This window comes from Acinetobacter sp. UBA2581, from assembly GCF_002339435.1.
GTDB lineage: Bacteria > Pseudomonadota > Gammaproteobacteria > Pseudomonadales > Moraxellaceae > Acinetobacter > Acinetobacter variabilis.
The window spans coordinates 1-17,345 of sequence record NZ_DDLD01000079.1 but is presented as its reverse complement, the minus strand read 5'-3'; the positions used below and the strand labels follow the sequence as shown (position 1 = coordinate 17,345).

Genomic DNA, 17,345 nt, shown 5'->3' with positions numbered 1-17,345 from the left:
TGTCATGGCATGACTGCGAAGGCCTTGCTAATATCAGAAGATTATTAATTTTTTTGATAGGTTAATACAGACATCATGGCAACGTATTGGAAACAGTGGCTTGCTCTAAGTGCAGTATCAGTGCTGATGACCGCGTGTCAGAGCATTGATACCTTCAAACTTAAACATGCCAAAGAAGATGCAGAAAGCAAATCCAATGCTTTGATTTATTGTGCAGGCACACCGGATTGTCAGTTTGAACGTTTAGATCGGACCATGATTGTGGATGAGTCCACCAAGCGAATCAGCCCAGAAGCGCTAGATCAGCGTCTGGTTCGTTTGCAGGCCAAAAACCTGAAACAGGATAATCCGATTTATTTATCTGTGCCGGAAGGGCAGCATGAACTGGTGGTGCGTTTCTATCCGATTAGCAAGGATAAGGCTGAGACCTTGCATCTGTTCCAGCAGTTTAAGGCGAATAAACGCTATACCTTGAAAATGTTCCGTGACCGAAATGCACGTAGCACCAGTTTATTAAATGCCTCTGCACCTGATCCATTGTGTGTGGACCTGTTGCAAGAGCAGAAAGTGATTCGTCGTTTTTGCAAACCCTATAATGTCATCAATGGCATTGCAGAGTTTGTAGAAAAAAAAATTTAACCTAGTCAGGTGGATGCCTGACCTTATAAATGGAAAAGCTCATGTCTAAACAAATTTTGATTTTAGCTGGTGACGGTATTGGCCCTGAGATTGTAAAAGCCGCAGAACAGGTGCTTACACGAGTTAATGAAAAATTCAATCTGGGTTTAACATGGGAACAAGGTCTTTTAGGTGGTGCTGCGATTGATGCACACGGTTCACCTTATCCAGAGGTAACCTCTGAACAGGCGAAAAAAGCAGATGCAATTCTGCTCGGCGCTGTAGGCGGTCCAAAATGGGATACGATTGAGCGTTCAATCCGTCCAGAACGTGGCCTGTTAAAACTACGTAGTGAGTTGAATCTGTTTGCGAACTTACGTCCAGCGATTCTTTATCCACAATTGGCTGATGCCTCTAGCTTGAAACCGGAAATTGTCTCTGGTCTGGATATCTTGATCGTACGTGAATTGACCGGCGGTATTTACTTCGGTCAGCCACGCGGGATCCGTGAACTGGAAAATGGCGAAAAACAAGGTTTTAACACTGACGTTTATGCAGAATCTGAAATCAAGCGTATTGCCAAAGTTGCGTTCGAACTTGCTGGCCTGCGTGACGGTAAAGTATGTTCAGTCGATAAAGCCAACGTGCTTGAAGTGACTGAGCTTTGGAAACAAACCGTGACTGCACTGAAAGAAGAGCAATATCCAGACATTAACTTGTCTCATATGTATGTAGACAATGCTGCGATGCAATTAGTACGTGCGCCTAAGCAGTTTGATGTGATTGTGACTTCAAACCTGTTCGGTGACATCCTGTCTGATGAAGCTGCAATGCTGACTGGTTCAATCGGTATGTTGCCATCAGCTTCATTGGATGAAAATGGTAAAGGGATGTACGAACCTTGCCATGGTTCTGCACCAGATATCGCAGGTCAAAACCTGGCAAACCCATTGGCAACCATTCTGTCTGTAGCCATGATGCTGCGTTATACCTTCCGTGAAGAAGCGGCTGCAAAAGCTATTGAAGATGCGGTAGGTAATGTTTTAGACCAAGGTCTGCGTACGGCTGACATCATGTCTGAAGGCATGACTAAAGTGGGTACGGTGGAAATGGGTCAGGCAGTTGTGACTGCATTGAATTAAGTTACTCAGTATTTCTACGTAAAAAACGCAGCCTTGAGCTGCGTTTTTTTATGACTGATTTTGATTAACAGGTTCGACCCGTAAGGCTGACAGAAGTTGCAATATTGTCTTTAAGCAAAAAGGTAATCTTGCATTGCAAATTCACATCATACCCTGATGCAGGACTCACAGTGACTGGAACCGGAACTGTGCCTGTACCTGCTGCCGGAAATTGGGCAATCGGTAAGGGCACGGTCACAGGACGTTCTACGACATAGCTGAGCTGTTGGGAGCTGAGCTCAGGTTCACTGATTTGCTGATAACCCAAACGTTTCAAATCTAAATTGCGATCAATATACTGGCTGCTATGGCCAATAAATTGCTGTAAATAAGCTTCACGGTCGGCCTGGCTGATCGTGGGTGTCTGTGCACACCCTGACAGACCGAGCAACAGGATGCTCAAGCCCAATACCAGAGGAGTCCCTTTGCTTAACAACATCACATCACTCCTACTCAAGGAACGCTTAAAAACAGTGTAGTAGCAAAGTGTGAGAGGAACTGTTGTAATTTATTATTAGGTAAGACAACAATAATCAGGCAGTTAGATGTTAGCTGTAGCCATCAAATCCAAGACAACTTAGAATGTTCTTATATTCACTTCAAAATGAATAAAAAGCAAAAATGAGTATTAACAGGCACGTCCGCTATATTGCACGGATTGGGCAGTCCCTTGTTCTAGCTGTAAATGAATCTGACAAGGCATTTCAACCTGATAACCCGGGCCGGGTGCAGTTGCGAGTCGTACAGGGGCACCTATACTGACACTTTGCTGAATGGCGGGTGTTCCCAACGGAAGTTAAATGGTGCGAAGTACGGTATAACTCAGACGTTTTCCGTTTGTACAGGTGCTTTTGAGGTCTTAAAACCGAGTGCAGTTAAATCCAGATCCTTGCGAATTGACTCTGCAGATTGGCCGATATATTGCTGTAGTTGCTGATCTAGTTGTCGTGATTTTGTCGAATTGGTAGTGGCGCAGGCACTCAGGCTGATTCCTAGGATCAGAGAAAACAAGATTTTTTGCATGAATGATTCACTGTTTTTATTAGAGGAAAAATAGAAATGATTATCTTCGAATGCAGTATAGGGAATGTGCAGGGGAATTGATATAAAAGAAAAGGCAATAAAAAAGCCACTGGATGAGTGGCTTTTGCTTCCGCTAAAACTTAGCGCGCACGGTATGTGATACGACCCTTAGTCAAATCATAAGGAGTCATTTCGACCTTCACGCTATCGCCAGTCAAAATACGAATATAGTGTTTACGCATTTTACCAGAAATATGGGCAATTACTTCGTGACCGTTTTCTAAACGTACACGGAACATAGTATTAGGAAGCGTCTCGGTGACAACGCCTTCGAACTCGATGAGTTCCTCTTTATTGGCCATAGCCTACCTGAATGAATAAATTGGAAAGGCGCAAATTATAGTCAATTTTTTCGCAAAACACAAGGTGTAATGGGCGTTAGACTGATCATCTGTCAGTAAAATAAGCGAAGTATGAGTTTAAACTTTTTTAACTAAAAAGCGTATGGTATCTGTTGTCAGTTTGGTCAATCACAGTTAATCTAATTTCAATCTTTTTAAGTATAAATGAAGTACATACAAGGAAGGTTTTTGAGTGAGTCAGCTAACGGATGCATCAGTCGTATTGCGTTTAGGCTATCAGGCGATTCGTCGTGCAGGTTTGCCAACAGAAGAACTTCTGACGAAAGCAGGAGTCGCTTTAAATCAGGTGGAGACCAATGACCGTACTCCGCTTAGTGCTCAGTATGCCTTCTGGGTTGCCGCAGAAGAGGTCAGTAAGGACCCGGATATCGGATTGCATCTGGGTGAACATTTGCCACTCTATCGCGGACAGGTGATTGAGCATCTGTTTATTTCATCAGAGAATTTTGGTGAAGGCTTGAAACGTGCACTGGCTTATCAGCGTCTGATCAGTGATGCCTTTCATGCCAAGCTGGTGGTCGAAGATGATCGCTGCTATCTGACCAATGGTGAACAGCCTTTTGCTGAAAGTCTGGTCAATCGTCACTTTACCGAATGTGCGATGTCAGGTGTGTTGCGTTTCTTTAAATTTATTACTGAAGGCCGTTTTGAACCGATCTATATCGATTTTAATTTTTCCAAAGGCGCGGCAGATGAAGAATATTTCCGGGTTTATGAATGTCCGGTAAGTTTGGGGCAGAAAGAAACCCGTTTGTATTTTGATCCAAGTATTCTGGATTTTCCACTTTGGCAGGCAGAACCGGAACTGTTGCAGCTACATGAACAGCTGGCGATTGAAAAATTACAGGAACTGGCTCGTTACGATTTAGTCGGGGAAGTGCGTCGTGCAATCGGTTCTACTTTAGAAAGCGGTGAAACGACTTTGGAAACTGTAGCCGCTCAACTGAATATTACTCCACGTCGTTTACGTACCCAGCTCAGTGAGGCTAATACTAGTTTCCAGCAGATTCTGTCCGATTATCGCTGTCGTCTGGCTAAACGTTTATTAGCGAGTACCAATGAAAGTGTGGAGCGTATTGTTTATCTGACTGGATTCTCGGAACCGAGTACCTTCTACCGTGCCTTTAAACGCTGGACCAATGAAACACCAGTGGAATATCGGAAGCGGAAGCAGCGTTAATTACCATCCTAAGTCCCTCCTTTCTTGCGCTTCAGCTTAAAGCAGTGCTTAAGCTTTGCTCAGGAGGAGAGTTCCTCCCTTTTTAAAGGGAGGTTAGGAGGGATTTAAAAATTAAAAATAATTAGCTTATTCCGGCATATTCAACCAATATGGACCCAAAGGTATTTTGGGTAAGTCAAAATGCTCTGGATATTCAGCCTGAATAAAATACAGACCGTCCGGTGGTGCGGTAACTCCGGCTGCTTTACGATCTTCTGCTGCAAAAATATGGTCAATATGGTCAACCTCATACATGCCTTGACCGATTTCCAGTAAACAGCCCATGATATTGCGTACCATATGATGCAGGAAGCCATCCGCCTGAATATCTAGAATCAGATAAGGCCCATGCTGGATCAGGCGGCAATGACGTACATGACGTACCGGCTGATTGGACTGGCAGGCTGCTGCACGGAAACTTTCAAAGTTATGCGTGCCTTCAAACTTTGCAGCTGCCTCAATCATCTTTTTGACATCAAGTGGATAGTAAATATGCGTGACCTGTTTATGCAGCAAGGCAGGGCGTACCGGATGGTTATAGACAATATAGCGATAACGGCGTGCCTGTGCTTTAAAGCGTGCATGGAAGCCATTATCCATCTCCTTGATCCATTGGATCGAGATATCCTTAGGTAACTGGCTATTTGAGCCCATTAACCAGCCTCGTTCAGAACGCAAGGCATGGGTATCAAAATGTGCAACCATATTCGTCGCATGCACGCCGGCATCGGTTCGGCCTGCACCATGCAGAATAATCGGTTTATCGGCAATTTTGCTGAGTACCTTCTCGATGGTTTCCTGAACACTGATTACGCCCGGCTGTTGAGTCTGCCAACCTCGATAATTCGTTCCACAAAACTCAATTCCCACTGCAAAACGCTGCATAATGACCTCAAAACCTGACTAATCGTACCAATGGGCATGCCATTGCTCTACCGTGTCATATTGTAAATACATTTTTAGGGCTTTTGCATAAAGATCAGCATGGCCATAACTTTCATTGAGCAGAATTTTGCAATCATGCACCCATTCAGCAATGGCATAACGCTGATCGGTGGCACCAAAAGGCACTTGAGTAGTTAAGACCGAGATACAGCCTTTGGCATAGAGCTGATTGATGAAATCTACGATCTCTGGATTGACGGCCAGATTGCCGGTTCCAAAACCTTGCAGGAATAGGAAGTGTGGCGGATGGGCTAAAATATTTTTCAGGTTATTGAACTGTTGGACTAAATCAATCGGCTGCATCATCAAGCTCATGCAGTTAAAATCTGGAGCTTTGGTAATATCGTCTGCCGTAACCTGACAACTTTGCTGGTTGGCCCGAATAGCGATATGAGCGTCCAGACCAGTAAAGGCATTCAGCTCAGTGGTATGCTGCTTTAAGGTAGTTTGAGCATGAATCAGTTGCTGATGAAAAGCTAGATAAACATTTGCATTACACTGAGTTACTGAAGCGAGCGCAAAGCTCAGATTGTCCATGGCATCGCTAAATTCGCGTTGCGCATCGCCTTCAGCATTCAGGAGGGGATACTGGCTGCCAGTCAGCACAATATGAGCTGAATTCCCCATAAAATGTGCCAATACTGCACTGGCATAGCTCAGGGTATCTGTCCCGTGAATAATCACAAAATGTTGTATCTGCTGTTCAGATTGCAGATTTTGGATAAATTGCACCAGTTCTAACCAGTCTGTAGCAGTACAGGCACTACTGTCCTTAATCACAGGAGCGCAGTAATACTGAATCAACGGTTGATCCGTAGCAAGCAGCTGTTCCAGTTTTGGAATAAATAAATCGGCAGACATAGGGGAGAGCGGGTCACCGACACAGCCAAAGGTGCCGCCCATATAAATCAGTGCAATATCTTTCATCATAAAAAAAGCAGCCAAATGTGACTGCTTTAGTGTAAAGGGAAATTGATTAAGATGCGATTTGATTCAGCAACTGATCGGCTTGCTGACGTTGTGCTGCTGTATATTCAGCTTCACGTTCAGCAATGACTTCACGGGCAGCTGCATAAGCGCCTAACTGGATATATTGCTGTGCCAGCTCCAGGTTAAGGTTCGCTTCATTAACTTCCATCAGCTCCGGGAAAGACTGCACCAATGGATCATGTTGATCGGTTGCTGTATTTACTGGCGCTGTCGGAATCTCAAAATTCACCCCTGTAGAAACAGGAGCTTCTTTTACAGCTTCGATATTATCAAGTTTGAAATCTAGTCCAGATGTTTCAGTCGTAGCAGGCGTTTCAGTTGCAGGCGTTGCAATATCAAGGCCAGAAAGATCAAACTCAGTCGCAGGTTCGGCTGTTTTTTCCGCAGCAGGTGCTGGAGTGTCTAGAGAGAAAGAAAAATCTAAAGGCTGGATTTCTTCTGTTGTTGCAGGCGCTGATTCTGTTTCTAAAGATACAGATGGTTCAAGCTCAAGCTTAAAATTCAGAACCGGTGCTGACTCAGTTGCTGCTGTTGGAGCAGTCTGGGTTTCAGCAGTACTCATCTGAAGATCAAATTCAACTGAATTATCTGATACAGGCGAAGCTTCTTCCGTTTTTACTGGCTCAGCCGCTGGAATCTTCGGTTCAAAGTTGAACTCTAAGGGTTGGATATCAGGTACTGGTTCCGCTACAGCAGCTGGTTTGCTTGGTTGCAGTTCCTGTTGTAATGCATCAAATGCCTGTTCGTTTGAAGCAGGAGTGGCAACCAGGTCTGCAAAGGCATCTGTAGAAGGTTTGCTTTCCTGTACAGGAGGGGTTTGTGGCTGAGCACTTGGGAAATCAATAGTATCCTGAACAGCGACCGAAGAGTTTTCAAACTCACGCTTTTTGACCTCAGCCTGAGCCAGAATATCTTCCAGTTCCAGAGAGCGAACATGGTTAATCAGCTGTGAAATCGCAAATTCATCTTTTTGCAGGATATGAATGTCGAGTAGCAGTAAATATAACTCATGTTGAGAATTATCGCGATTCAGTGCCTGATTGATTTGAGCTTCAGCTGCAAAGAAATTACGTTCCTGAATCAGACCTTCAATTTTCTTGCGTGTTTCTGCTGATAGAGGCGTTGCTGATTTTTTAACGACTCCGGCTGGCTCGACCACTTTGGTTCTTTGTGAAGTGGATTTTGACGCAGCGCCAGGTTTTTTCGCTTTTACAGTTTTAGTTTTTGCTTTATCTGATTCTTGAGCATCTTGTCGTTTTTTTACGACAATTAATACGATGATCAATATCACTAATGGAATCACATAAATCAGCATGTTTTACCCCTTGGGGATAGAGTCCTTAAGTTCGCCTATCCCAATAAATCGTCATGTGTAACTTTTTAATTAATTGGCTTTTTATCTGCCTGTTGTGCTTTAAGCTGCTTCTGCAGCTGGGCAAGACGAGCATTTAATAATTGAATTCTGTGATCCTTCTGATTGAGTGCCAATTCTAGTTCAGTTACGTTTCTCTTTAATTTAACGGTTTTTTCACGGGCTGTCATAACTTTTAATGACAACTCTTTCGAAGTTCGATTTTCTTTTGTGTTTGAGTTGGCAGAAACCTGGCCGGAATCACGCTGATTCTCGGCAACCAGGCTCATTTCTGCCTCATTCAGACGATATTTGGTTTTTGCAGCAGGTTTGGAGGGTACTTGAACAGACTTAGTCGCTGCGGCCTGTATCGGAGTTTTCGCAGTATGAATGGTCGCTAAATTAAGCGCTACACCTTTACGCAAGCGGTTGACATCACCCCCAATAAAAGCATGTTCATTTTCACGCTTGATCTGCTGCATGACCTCACTCACTGGACGCTGCTGTTCATTGGCAATCCTGGAGGCAATGCCCCAAAGCGACTCATTTGACTGTACCACATAGGTCGGTTTGACCTGGGTTGAGGTGCTTTGCTTGATGGCTGCCAGCTGTGCCTGAGTTTTAGCCGCTAAATTTGGTTTGTCCTGTGCAGTGGTAGATGCCGCCTGCTTGCGTGCCTGCTGTTCTGCATATTTTTTGACAAGTGGATCACTGGACACCATCTGGTTTTCAGTGTTTGTCGGTGCAGAAGCTTGCGCTGAGGCTGTATTTTTATTTGTTGGGACTACTGCAACTTCAGCTGGTTTTGTTTCAGCCTGAACTTTTGTCGCTGCAGCCTGTAAGTTTGGCGTTACATCTACTTGAGTTACAGCCGTGTTGATTGCTTTGGATGGAGTATTCACTGGCGCAGTGTTTACAGTACCAGCTTGCTGTGAACTATGACTTGTCGCTGCTACCGCAGTTTCAGTATTAAGTTTTGTTGGGCTTGTGACTTGAGCTGCAATACTCGATGTCGGCTCATGGGTCACAGCAGCTATCGCGGTTTTAGAGATAGAGCTGGCTGATAATGCAGGAGGTGCTGTGTTTTGCAAGGCTAACGGTTTTTCTGCCCCAAACGAGGTGGCTGGCTTGGATTGAGCATTGGTATAGCGCGTACTCACCGGTAAGTTTAGGGCAATATCTTTTTCACTCACGACTACGACAGGCGCGAGTGGCTGTTCATTCTGTTTCAGGCTGGCCTGTAACAAATCAGTTTTAGGTCTTAATGCAGTACGGATATGCTGTAGGCGTGCTGCATTGCCTTCCTTGATTTTTACAATGATATTTAATTCACGATCAGTGACCGGGCGCGAGGAGGTAATGGTAATAACCCCAGTACCATTACTGTTGCGACGGGTGAAAAAATTCAAATGACCCGGTGGCTGATGCGATGCACCCAGAGAAATCAGGTCTTCTGGCGAGGCTAAACTTACCTCAATGGGCAAGTTAATATCTGATTGACGGAAATTCATTTCCGCATAAAGCAATTCCCCAGGTGCAGACTGGATTTGTACCGGATCTACATTAATCGCATAAATATTTTGTGAAGCAACAATGGCTAAAATGGCAAGCTTTAATTTGTTATATACAGTCATCTGTGAGCTCAGTCATTATCGCATAGCGAAAATTATAGATTAACGGGATGTTTGTTTTTTGTAAAATACTTACGCAATAGTTACACAAAAAAGCCGATCAATAAAGATCGGCTTTGTGCTGTATTTCCTGACGGAAACTTAAGAATTTTTATAATCAATCAAGATACGCAGCATACGGCGTAAAGGTTCTGCAGCACCCCAAAGTAACTGGTCACCCACTGTGAATGCACCTAGGTATTCTTTACCCATGTTCAGTTTACGCAGACGACCAACAGGTACAGTTAATGTACCAGTGACTGCGACAGGAGTCAGATCAGTCATTGATGCTTCACGAGTGTTTGGCACAACTTTAGACCAGTCATTTGCATTTGCAATGATATCTTCGATCTCATCCAGTGAAACGTCTTTGCGAAGTTTCAGCGTTAATGCCTGAGAGTGACAACGCATTGCGCCGATACGTACACAGTGGCCATCAATCGGTACGATCTGCTGGTTACCCAGGATCTTGTTGGTTTCAGCCTGACCTTTCCATTCTTCTTTAGACTGGCCGCTTTCCAGCTGCTTGTCGATGTATGGAATCAGAGAACCCGCTAAAGGTACACCGAAGTTTGCAGACGGGAAGCCTTCACCACGTTGCAATTCAGCAATTTTAGAATCAATGTCCAGAATTGGAGAACGTGGATCATCTAGCAAGTCTTTGGTATTATTATATAAATAACCCATACCAGTAATCAGCTCACGCATGTTTTGCGCGCCCGCACCCGAAGCTGCCTGATAAGTCATTGAAGTTGCCCATTCCACCAGATTGTTCTGGAACAGACCGCCTAAGCCCATCAACATCAGAGAAACGGTACAGTTACCGCCCACGAAAGTTTTGGTGCCTTTGACCAGACCGTCTTTGATCACATGCATGTTCACCGGATCAAGTACGATGATTGCTTCATCATCCATACGCAGGGTAGATGCTGCATCAATCCAGTAGCCATCCCAGCCTTCAGCTTTCATTTTCGGGAAAACTTCAGTGGTATAATCGCCACCTTGACAGGTAATAATGACATCCATTTGCTTCAGACTGTTAATGTCTGTTGCATCCATAAGTGCTGGGGCAGTCTTACCACCAAATGCCGGAGCTTCACCACCCGCATTACTGGTAGAAAAATAGAATGGCTCAAAATGAGCAAAATCATTCTCTTCAACCATACGTTGCATAAGGACGGAACCCACCATCCCGCGCCAACCGACCAGACCTACTTTCATGTCACTTTGCCTCGGTGCGTTAAAAAATCAAAAGGGATTCGAGTGTATCAAAAAGGGACGTGACTGCAAGAGCTACACAATCAAAACATCAATATTCTTGAGCGAAATATCTGCTTTATGATACATACAAAATTGATAAAGCAATTTTTCTTTTAGAAAAAATAATAACTTAGTGAAGAGTGTATCTTATGGTAGGGTTTATCCAGATCATGGCAATCGTGGTCATCTGGTTAAGTTTCTGGTCGCTGATTCCCCGAGATGAATGGTGGATTCGTGGTGCAGATTTTCCACGTTTACAGATTCTGGTTTTGGGCTTCATTGCCTTTGTACTTTTTCTCCTCGTCGATCACCCATGGACGGCCTTCAATCAGCTGCTTTTTGTCGGCCTGATCGCTGCTTTGGCGTATCAGCTGAAAATGGTCTTGCCTTATACCTTTGTTTGGAAAAAACAGGTCAAGCAGGTCAAGCAGGATCAGCTGGATCCGGATCGTCAGATTTCCCTGATTGTCTCAAATGTCCTCACCACCAATACCAAATATCATTTACTGATTGAACAGATCCAGACCCATCAGCCAGACTTGGTCTTAACGCTGGAAACCGATAAGGCATGGCAGGATGCACTGGCCGTCATTGAGCCAGATTATCCCTATCGGGTGCCCGTACCTCTGGATAATCTGTATGGCATGCATCTGTACAGCAAACTTGAGCTGAGTGAAACCGAGGTTAAATTTATTCTGAGTGATGAAATTCCCTCGATTCATACCAAAGTCATGTTACGTTCCGGACAGCCGGTACAGCTTTATTGTCTGCATCCGAAACCGCCAAGCCCAACTGAAGCTAAAGATTCAACCTTACGTGATGCGGAACTACTGATTGTAGGGGATCAGATTAAGGATCTGGATGAAAGCTGCATTGTGATGGGAGATCTGAATGATGTGGCCTGGTCACGCACGACACGTTTATTCCAGCGTATCAGCGGTTTGCTGGATCCACGTGTCGGTCGACGCTATGTAAATACCTTCCATGCCGATTATCCTTTATTACGCTGGTCGCTTGACCATGTGTTTCACAGCACCGATTTCGCTCTGGTGCATATGGAGCGTTTAAAACACGTCGGGTCAGATCATTTTCCGGTTTATCTGGTTTTACAAACTGGGCGGGTATTTGAGCATCATCAGGAAGCGCTGGAAGAAACGGATCAGGATGATCAGGAAGCCAAAGAAGCGATTCAGGAAGGAATTGAAAAGGCAGAGAAAGAAGAGAAAAAAGTCACTGATAAGATTGCGATGGCTTATAAGAATGAGGGGAAATTCTTATAGTTTTAGCTGAAAAGTGTACGATATTGCTTACAGCAGTTTCCGCTTCTTGCGAATGGGCAGTACAGAGGAATCCACGTATTCTAAGCTCATCAGCACAGGGAGTCGAGAAAGGATATTCTCATAAGGAAGACGAAGCTGAATGAAAACATCATGGAAATGATGCTGAAAGGGAAATCACAACAACGAAGAAGCAATTATAATATATGAAAGCACAACCTCATTAACCCGGGTTTTACAGGATGTAGAACTCGGGTTAAATTATTTTTGGTTCATTTTTTTATTATAATTATTTGATTATTAAAATAAAATTTAAATTAAAAAATGGATATTACCTGAATGGAAGTTATGATTCCCGATCATGATTCAGTTAATGAATCCGAAGTGCTACAGCTCTATCTAGTCAATCAATGGTCAGCTGCAGAAAAACCTCAATTACTTTTACAGGCTTTGCAGCATTCTCATAGTCTGGTGACGGCACGTATCAACGGTCGGCTGTTCGGCTTGGGAAATGCGATTTCAGACGGTTATCTGGTGGTGTATTTCCCGCATTTATTGGTTCACCCAGAGGTGCAGCGACAGGGCATTGGTCGTCTGATCATGCAAGAAATGCTGCAACGTTATTCAGGATTTCATCAGAAAATTCTGGTAGCTGATCAGCATGCCACTGAATTTTATAAAACTCTAGGTTTTGAGCGTGCAGGGCATACACAAGCAATGTGGATTTATCAGGGAACAGATCATTGATTTTTCTTGCCAATAATACCGTTCATATTAATTCTAGTTCTTAATAGATTTTATCGTAGCCTTCAGGACGGGTCTTAAAGCGACGATGGAACCACATATATTGCGTCGGTGCAATGCGCAACTGGCGTTCAATAATCAGATTTACCCGGGTTGCATCATTGACTTCATCCGCACTTGGCAAATTCTCTACCGCAGGTTCGATCAATACACAGTAGCGTGGATTTTTAATATCCCCAGTCCGGTAAAAATAGAGTGGAATGGCAGCAGCTTTGGTTATTTTGAGTAAGCGACGATGTGCAGTTACTGTGGCTGCAGGTACCCCAAAAAAGGGCGCCATTACGCCTTGTTTTAAACCAAAATCCTGATCCGGACTGTACCAGATAGCATGGCCATTTTTCAGGTTACGCACCAGACCGCGCATATCATCATGGTCAATCTGGTTGACATAAATGGTGGCACGGCAGCGGTAAATCAGCATATCGAGCAAGGGATTATTTTGTGGTCGATACACCACATCCGGCTCAAAATACTGTGCACATAAATAACCGCCGGCATCCAGTAAAGTCGAGTGGGTGCCAAGCAATAAAGCCCCTTTACCTTCTGCCTGAGCCTGCTGGATATGTTCCAGCCCTTCAATCTGTACCCGGCCTTTAAACCATTCTGGGCAATACCAGGCATTCAAGGTCTCAAATACACCGAGCATCTGGTCAATAAAGACCATACGGGCATTGTCCTGAACTTCTTGAGCTGACCATTCCGGGAAACAGACTTCCAGATTGCGAAGCGTGGTTTCACGGCGAGATTTCAAATATTTAAATGCCATCTGGCCGAGTAGATCTGCCAGACGATGCTGAATCGCCCAAGGTAAGATGGCCAGAATCATCAGAAATACAATACCCACCCAGATACCCCAGTATTGCGGTAACAGGAATGACCATTGAAATTCACCGGGTTGGTATTCTGGCGTTCGACTCATAAATTCAATATTTAAAATCAAAGATGTCAGCAGTGTAGCAGAAGAGCTTTTTGAAATAAAAAACTGCAAAATAAAAAAGCACCTGTATGAATACAGATGCTTAGTGACTAGGCGATTTAAAGATTAACCTTTGGTCATATTTTCCAGTTCGTCCCAACGTTCCATTTTTTCCAGCAAAATCTCATCAATTTCGCCTAAACGTTCAGAGGCTTTGGTCGCTGCTGCGGCATCTGTGACAAACCACGAGCCATCCGCCAGTTTGTCGGAAAGTTCAGCTTGTTCTTTTTCCAGTGCTTCAATTTCAGCCGGTAACAGTTCCAGTTCACGCTGATCTTTGTAGCTAAGTTTTTTCTTTGGCGCAGGTGCTACAGGTGCAACCGCTGCTTCAGCCTTGGCTTGAGCTTTTTTGACTGCCATTTTCTGGTCAACCACAGTCTGATCTGGACGTTGTTCCAGATAATCCTGATAGCCACCGACATATTCATCAATATTACCTTTGCCATCAAAGACCCAAGTCGATGTGACGACATTGTCCATGAAGGCACGGTCATGCGAGATCAGTAGCAGGGTGCCTTTGTATTCCGCTAGCATTTCTTCCAGCAGTTCCAGCGTTACCATATCCAGATCGTTGGTCGGTTCATCCATCACGATCAGATTTGATGGTTTCAGTAACAGTTTGGCGAGCAGAATACGGTTACGTTCACCGCCAGATAGAGCTTTAACTGGCGTACGGGCACGTTCTGGCGAGAACAGGAAGTCTTGCAGATAGCTGTAGATATGACGACGTTGGCCATTCACATCGACATGATCTGAACCTTCCGAAACGTTATCTTTAACTGATTTTTCCAGATCCAGCACATTACGTAGCTGGTCAAAATAAGCAATTTCCAGCTGGGTTCCGGTTTTGACTGTACCGCCATGCTCGATTTCTCCCAGAATGGCTTTGATTAGTGTGGTTTTACCGACACCATTATCACCTACCAGACCAATACGATCACCACGCATTACAAGCGCCGAGAAATCATTAATAATCGGTGCATTGTCACCAAACTTCACGCTCAGATGTTCAATCTCGAACACCACTTTACCTGAACGCTGTGCTTCCTGAGTTGACATGTTGACTTTGCCTTGCTGGAAACGGCGTGCTTTAGACTCTTCACGTAATTCTTTCAGAGCACGAACACGACCTTCGTTACGGGTACGGCGCGCTTTAATACCTTGACGAATCCAGGCTTCTTCTTCAGCCAGTTTTTTCTCGAACAGGGCATTTTGTTTTTCTTCTGCTTCCAACTGCTGAGCTTTTAGGTCGAGGTAACGTGAATAATTGCCTTCATAGCTACGCAAAATGCCACGATCCAGCTCGACAATACGGGTCGCAATACTGTCCACAAAGGCACGGTCATGCGAAATAAACAGTAAGGTCAGGTTATTCTGTTCTAGCAGGAATTTTTCCAGCCATTCAATACTTTCGACATCCAGATGGTTCGTTGGTTCGTCGAGTAACAGCACATCAGGTTGAGTGAGCAGGGCACGTGCCAACAGAACACGGCGTTTACGGCCACCGGATAAATCAGCAAGATCCGCTTCCGGATCCAATCCCATTTTACTCAGGATTGAATTAACCTTAGTTTCCAAAGCCCAGCCATCCAGCTGATCCATCTGATGCTGCAAATGTCCCATGCGGTCACAGGCTTCCATATCACCGAGCACGCAAGCTTCACTGGCTTCATGATAGGCACGCAACACTTCTGAAGCTTCACCGGCGCCATCAGCAACAATATCTGCAACCTTGCCAGAATCCATTGGCACGTCTTGGGCCAGCATGGAAATGGTGATGCCATTTTGTAACGAAACTTCACCACTATCCGGGAGTAAACTTCCTTCAATCAGTTTAAGTAAGGTAGACTTACCCTCACCATTACGGCCAATCAAACATACTCGTTCACCGCGTTCCAAATTAAAGTTGGCGCCGTCGAGCAAGGCAGGTCCGCCAAATGCCAGTTGGACATCCCTTAAAGTAATATAGGCCATAATGTTAATGTTTCCTGAAATCCCAAATGAGGACTTAAAATGACTAAACAACAAAATCTAAATGATCAGGCGTCATTTTCCGCACCCATTGAAGATTTGCAAGTGCGAATTGCATTTTTAGATGATTTAGTTGAAGAGCTGAATCAGCAGGTCACTCGCCAGAATCTGGAAATTGCCGATTTAAAAAAACAAATGCAGTTGTTATATCAACGTGTTGAGTCTGCAGATTTGTCCGAAGGGATTGATGCTTTTGATCCGGTCACCAACCGTCCACCGCATTATTAATTTACAAATAATTTTTAAAAAGAAAGCAAAAAGAAAGCCCTCCAGTCGTGAGGGCTTTCTTTTAAGCAGGTGAAGCTCGATAAACCTAAACCAAGTCACCACTTTTACTTCGTCCAAGATGATCTTTAAAATCTAAATATCGTCATGGAAGGTGGAAACTATTTGACCTTTCACACACTTCCTACTCTAATAGTATTTTTCTAGCTCAGTTTTTAATCTTGCCTTATGCACCAAAAAGTTGTCCTTCTTGATCTCGAAAATAACTTTCCTACAGCCAAACTGTTACGTGACATCGTTGAACATTATCCGACCTTGTATCTGTTTAACTGTGCCGGAAAATTCGAGTTTGCTCTAGAAGAACTGACTGAGTTGGCCAGCTGGATCAGCAGCGGACAAATTATTATTCTGAATGTCCTGGAAGCAGAGCATAAAGAATATGAATATGCCCTGATTGTGGGTCAGCTGATGGCTTTGCTAGAAGCAGATACTCATGTCGAGCTGATTTCAGCCATGGATAGCAGTGAAATGCTGATGAAAATGCTTCAGGCTTCGGATATTGATTGCAGCCTGATTCAGGTGCTGCCAGAGGATGCATCCACAGGGGCTCAAGATAAACCTAAAATCCAGTTGCCAAGTATTGAAGCCATTAAAGCAAAACCGGCTTTGCAGCTGGTGAAAAAGTACTGTGATGCGCTCGGCAAGATGAGTGGTAAACCGACCACGCTCGAAACCTTAAAAAATTCAGTCACCAATATTCTGCAAGTTTTACCAGGCAAAGCGCAGCATGTAGTTGGCATGCTGATTAATCTGAAAATAGTCAAACGTTATGACGAGCAGATCAGTTTCCGTAAAAAAGTTTTGAAACAGTGGGTGCAACTAGATCTCAATGACAACCAACCTGCTGAAAAACGAGCTTTGGATCAGGCAGTCTCGAAGCTCAATACTGAAGAGCCTGTGGTTGAACCTGCTCAATCTCCAATCCAGTCTGCCCAGCAAGGTCTGTTCAAAAACTTTAATAAAATTGATCCGGTACAGCTCGAAGTCGCACGCAAGCTGTGCGAATTACAGGGAAATAAGCCTAAAGATATTTATGAATTACGTGATTTACTCGAGCAGTTATTTCCACAATCAGATGTCCGTCTTTTACTTAAAGAGTTGATTGAAAAAGGATATATTTATTGGAATGGTCACGAAGTGTTATATAGTCATGAGATGTTTCTAAATTAGAATAATCTCATGAGGGCATATGAAAAAAATACTGTTATTGGATATTGAAAACTTACACAAAACTGAAACAGAGCTCCTTCAATATCTTGCCCAATATCAATATGTAGGACTTACGCACTATTA

Annotated in this window: 18 protein-coding genes; 7 read left to right on the top strand and 11 right to left on the bottom strand. The window is 44.0% G+C overall.

What is annotated here, in order from left to right; all coding sequences use genetic code 11:
• The first annotated feature begins 75 nt into the window (after window positions 1-75).
• Both B3Q46_RS09645 and leuB read left to right on the top strand, forming a co-directional pair.
• Window positions 76-639 (top strand): hypothetical protein, encoded by a 564-nt coding sequence (locus B3Q46_RS09645; protein WP_005232350.1) that lies wholly within the window; start codon window positions 76-78, stop codon window positions 637-639.
• Between the two features lie 41 nt (window positions 640-680).
• Window positions 681-1,760 carry a 3-isopropylmalate dehydrogenase gene (gene leuB, locus B3Q46_RS09640; RefSeq protein WP_005232348.1) on the top strand — a complete coding sequence of 360 codons (1,080 nt, stop codon included), beginning with the start codon at window positions 681-683 and terminating at the stop codon, window positions 1,758-1,760.
• A gap of 64 nt (window positions 1,761-1,824) precedes the next feature.
• Here leuB and B3Q46_RS09635 read toward each other — a convergent pair whose 3' ends face one another.
• The 4 genes from B3Q46_RS09635 to infA all read right to left on the bottom strand — a co-directional run bounded on the left by B3Q46_RS09635 (window position 1,825) and on the right by infA (window position 3,184).
• Window positions 1,825-2,238 carry a hypothetical protein gene (locus tag B3Q46_RS09635; protein ID WP_286715013.1) on the bottom strand — a complete coding sequence of 138 codons (414 nt, stop codon included), beginning with the start codon at window positions 2,236-2,238 and terminating at the stop codon, window positions 1,825-1,827.
• A 189-nt stretch (window positions 2,239-2,427) separates the two neighbouring features.
• The gene (locus B3Q46_RS09630) at window positions 2,428-2,589 is read right to left on the bottom strand and encodes a hypothetical protein (protein ID WP_158651681.1); all 162 of its coding nucleotides are present in this window, start codon (window positions 2,587-2,589) and stop codon (window positions 2,428-2,430) included.
• 32 nt (window positions 2,590-2,621) lie between these two features.
• On the bottom strand, window positions 2,622-2,822 hold the full coding sequence (locus B3Q46_RS09625; protein ID WP_005232343.1) for a hypothetical protein: 201 nt from the start codon (window positions 2,820-2,822) through the stop codon (window positions 2,622-2,624).
• A gap of 140 nt (window positions 2,823-2,962) precedes the next feature.
• The gene (gene infA / locus B3Q46_RS09620) at window positions 2,963-3,184 is read right to left on the bottom strand and encodes a translation initiation factor IF-1 (protein WP_001284370.1); all 222 of its coding nucleotides are present in this window, start codon (window positions 3,182-3,184) and stop codon (window positions 2,963-2,965) included.
• Window positions 3,185-3,416: 232 nt separating this feature from the next.
• Between infA and B3Q46_RS09615 the strand changes: the two genes are divergently transcribed.
• A complete protein-coding gene (locus B3Q46_RS09615; protein ID WP_004781856.1) occupies window positions 3,417-4,424 on the top strand; it encodes an AraC family transcriptional regulator in 1,008 nt (335 codons plus the stop codon).
• Window positions 4,425-4,550: 126 nt separating this feature from the next.
• Here the strand turns inward: B3Q46_RS09615 and truA are convergent, their stop codons facing one another.
• From truA to asd, 5 genes are all read right to left on the bottom strand, one after another.
• Window positions 4,551-5,348 (bottom strand): tRNA pseudouridine(38-40) synthase TruA, encoded by a 798-nt coding sequence (gene truA / locus B3Q46_RS09610; RefSeq protein WP_005232340.1) that lies wholly within the window; start codon window positions 5,346-5,348, stop codon window positions 4,551-4,553.
• Window positions 5,349-5,366: 18 nt separating this feature from the next.
• A complete protein-coding gene (locus B3Q46_RS09605; protein WP_104427023.1) occupies window positions 5,367-6,338 on the bottom strand; it encodes an asparaginase domain-containing protein in 972 nt (323 codons plus the stop codon).
• A 46-nt stretch (window positions 6,339-6,384) separates the two neighbouring features.
• Entirely contained in the window at window positions 6,385-7,713 is a 1,329-nt protein-coding gene (locus B3Q46_RS09600) for a fimbrial protein FimV (RefSeq protein WP_175966657.1), read from the bottom strand.
• A 65-nt stretch (window positions 7,714-7,778) separates the two neighbouring features.
• A complete protein-coding gene (locus B3Q46_RS09595; RefSeq protein WP_286714998.1) occupies window positions 7,779-9,383 on the bottom strand; it encodes a hypothetical protein in 1,605 nt (534 codons plus the stop codon).
• Between the two features lie 138 nt (window positions 9,384-9,521).
• Window positions 9,522-10,640, bottom strand: coding sequence for an aspartate-semialdehyde dehydrogenase (gene asd, locus B3Q46_RS09590; RefSeq protein WP_034169859.1), 1,119 nt, complete (start codon window positions 10,638-10,640; stop codon window positions 9,522-9,524).
• 188 nt (window positions 10,641-10,828) lie between these two features.
• Here asd and B3Q46_RS09585 point away from each other — a divergent pair, with 188 nt between their 5' ends.
• Both B3Q46_RS09585 and B3Q46_RS09580 read left to right on the top strand, forming a co-directional pair.
• Entirely contained in the window at window positions 10,829-11,959 is a 1,131-nt protein-coding gene (locus tag B3Q46_RS09585; protein ID WP_034169860.1) for an endonuclease/exonuclease/phosphatase family protein, read from the top strand.
• Window positions 11,960-12,295: 336 nt separating this feature from the next.
• Window positions 12,296-12,703, top strand: a complete 408-nt coding sequence (locus tag B3Q46_RS09580) for a GNAT family N-acetyltransferase (RefSeq protein ID WP_034169861.1) — start codon at window positions 12,296-12,298, stop codon at window positions 12,701-12,703.
• 40 nt (window positions 12,704-12,743) lie between these two features.
• Here B3Q46_RS09580 and B3Q46_RS09575 read toward each other — a convergent pair whose 3' ends face one another.
• Window positions 12,744-13,679: a lauroyl acyltransferase gene (locus B3Q46_RS09575; protein ID WP_104427022.1), complete on the bottom strand. Its 936-nt coding sequence runs from the start codon at window positions 13,677-13,679 to the stop codon at window positions 12,744-12,746.
• Between the two features lie 123 nt (window positions 13,680-13,802).
• Window positions 13,803-15,710 carry an ATP-binding cassette domain-containing protein gene (locus tag B3Q46_RS09570; RefSeq protein WP_034169862.1) on the bottom strand — a complete coding sequence of 636 codons (1,908 nt, stop codon included), beginning with the start codon at window positions 15,708-15,710 and terminating at the stop codon, window positions 13,803-13,805.
• Window positions 15,711-15,749: 39 nt separating this feature from the next.
• Between B3Q46_RS09570 and B3Q46_RS09565 the strand changes: the two genes are divergently transcribed.
• Window positions 15,750-15,995: a SlyX family protein gene (locus tag B3Q46_RS09565; protein WP_005232320.1), complete on the top strand. Its 246-nt coding sequence runs from the start codon at window positions 15,750-15,752 to the stop codon at window positions 15,993-15,995.
• 225 nt (window positions 15,996-16,220) lie between these two features.
• Window positions 16,221-17,222 carry a hypothetical protein gene (locus B3Q46_RS09560; RefSeq protein ID WP_175966661.1) on the top strand — a complete coding sequence of 334 codons (1,002 nt, stop codon included), beginning with the start codon at window positions 16,221-16,223 and terminating at the stop codon, window positions 17,220-17,222.
• Window positions 17,223-17,345 lie beyond the last annotated feature (123 nt).

Excerpts from the sequence above, each read along its gene's own strand:
- B3Q46_RS09600 (WP_175966657.1), bottom strand. The coding sequence starts at position 7,713 with ATGCTGATTTATGTGATTCCATTAGTGATATTGATCATCGTATTAATT.
- B3Q46_RS09580 (WP_034169861.1), top strand. The coding sequence starts at position 12,296 with ATGGAAGTTATGATTCCCGATCATGATTCAGTTAATGAATCCGAAGTG.
- truA (WP_005232340.1), bottom strand. The coding sequence starts at position 5,348 with ATGCAGCGTTTTGCAGTGGGAATTGAGTTTTGTGGAACGAATTATCGA.
- B3Q46_RS09625 (WP_005232343.1), bottom strand. The coding sequence starts at position 2,822 with ATGCAAAAAATCTTGTTTTCTCTGATCCTAGGAATCAGCCTGAGTGCC.
- B3Q46_RS09635 (WP_286715013.1), bottom strand. The coding sequence starts at position 2,238 with ATGTTGTTAAGCAAAGGGACTCCTCTGGTATTGGGCTTGAGCATCCTG.
- infA (WP_001284370.1), bottom strand. The coding sequence starts at position 3,184 with ATGGCCAATAAAGAGGAACTCATCGAGTTCGAAGGCGTTGTCACCGAG.
- leuB (WP_005232348.1), top strand. The coding sequence starts at position 681 with ATGTCTAAACAAATTTTGATTTTAGCTGGTGACGGTATTGGCCCTGAG.
- asd (WP_034169859.1), bottom strand. The coding sequence starts at position 10,640 with ATGAAAGTAGGTCTGGTCGGTTGGCGCGGGATGGTGGGTTCCGTCCTT.
- B3Q46_RS09575 (WP_104427022.1), bottom strand. The coding sequence starts at position 13,679 with ATGAGTCGAACGCCAGAATACCAACCCGGTGAATTTCAATGGTCATTC.
- B3Q46_RS09585 (WP_034169860.1), top strand. The coding sequence starts at position 10,829 with ATGGTAGGGTTTATCCAGATCATGGCAATCGTGGTCATCTGGTTAAGT.
- B3Q46_RS09645 (WP_005232350.1), top strand. The coding sequence starts at position 76 with ATGGCAACGTATTGGAAACAGTGGCTTGCTCTAAGTGCAGTATCAGTG.
- B3Q46_RS09565 (WP_005232320.1), top strand. The coding sequence starts at position 15,750 with ATGACTAAACAACAAAATCTAAATGATCAGGCGTCATTTTCCGCACCC.
- B3Q46_RS09560 (WP_175966661.1), top strand. The coding sequence starts at position 16,221 with ATGCACCAAAAAGTTGTCCTTCTTGATCTCGAAAATAACTTTCCTACA.
- B3Q46_RS09570 (WP_034169862.1), bottom strand. The coding sequence starts at position 15,710 with ATGGCCTATATTACTTTAAGGGATGTCCAACTGGCATTTGGCGGACCT.
- B3Q46_RS09605 (WP_104427023.1), bottom strand. The coding sequence starts at position 6,338 with ATGATGAAAGATATTGCACTGATTTATATGGGCGGCACCTTTGGCTGT.
- B3Q46_RS09595 (WP_286714998.1), bottom strand. The coding sequence starts at position 9,383 with ATGACTGTATATAACAAATTAAAGCTTGCCATTTTAGCCATTGTTGCT.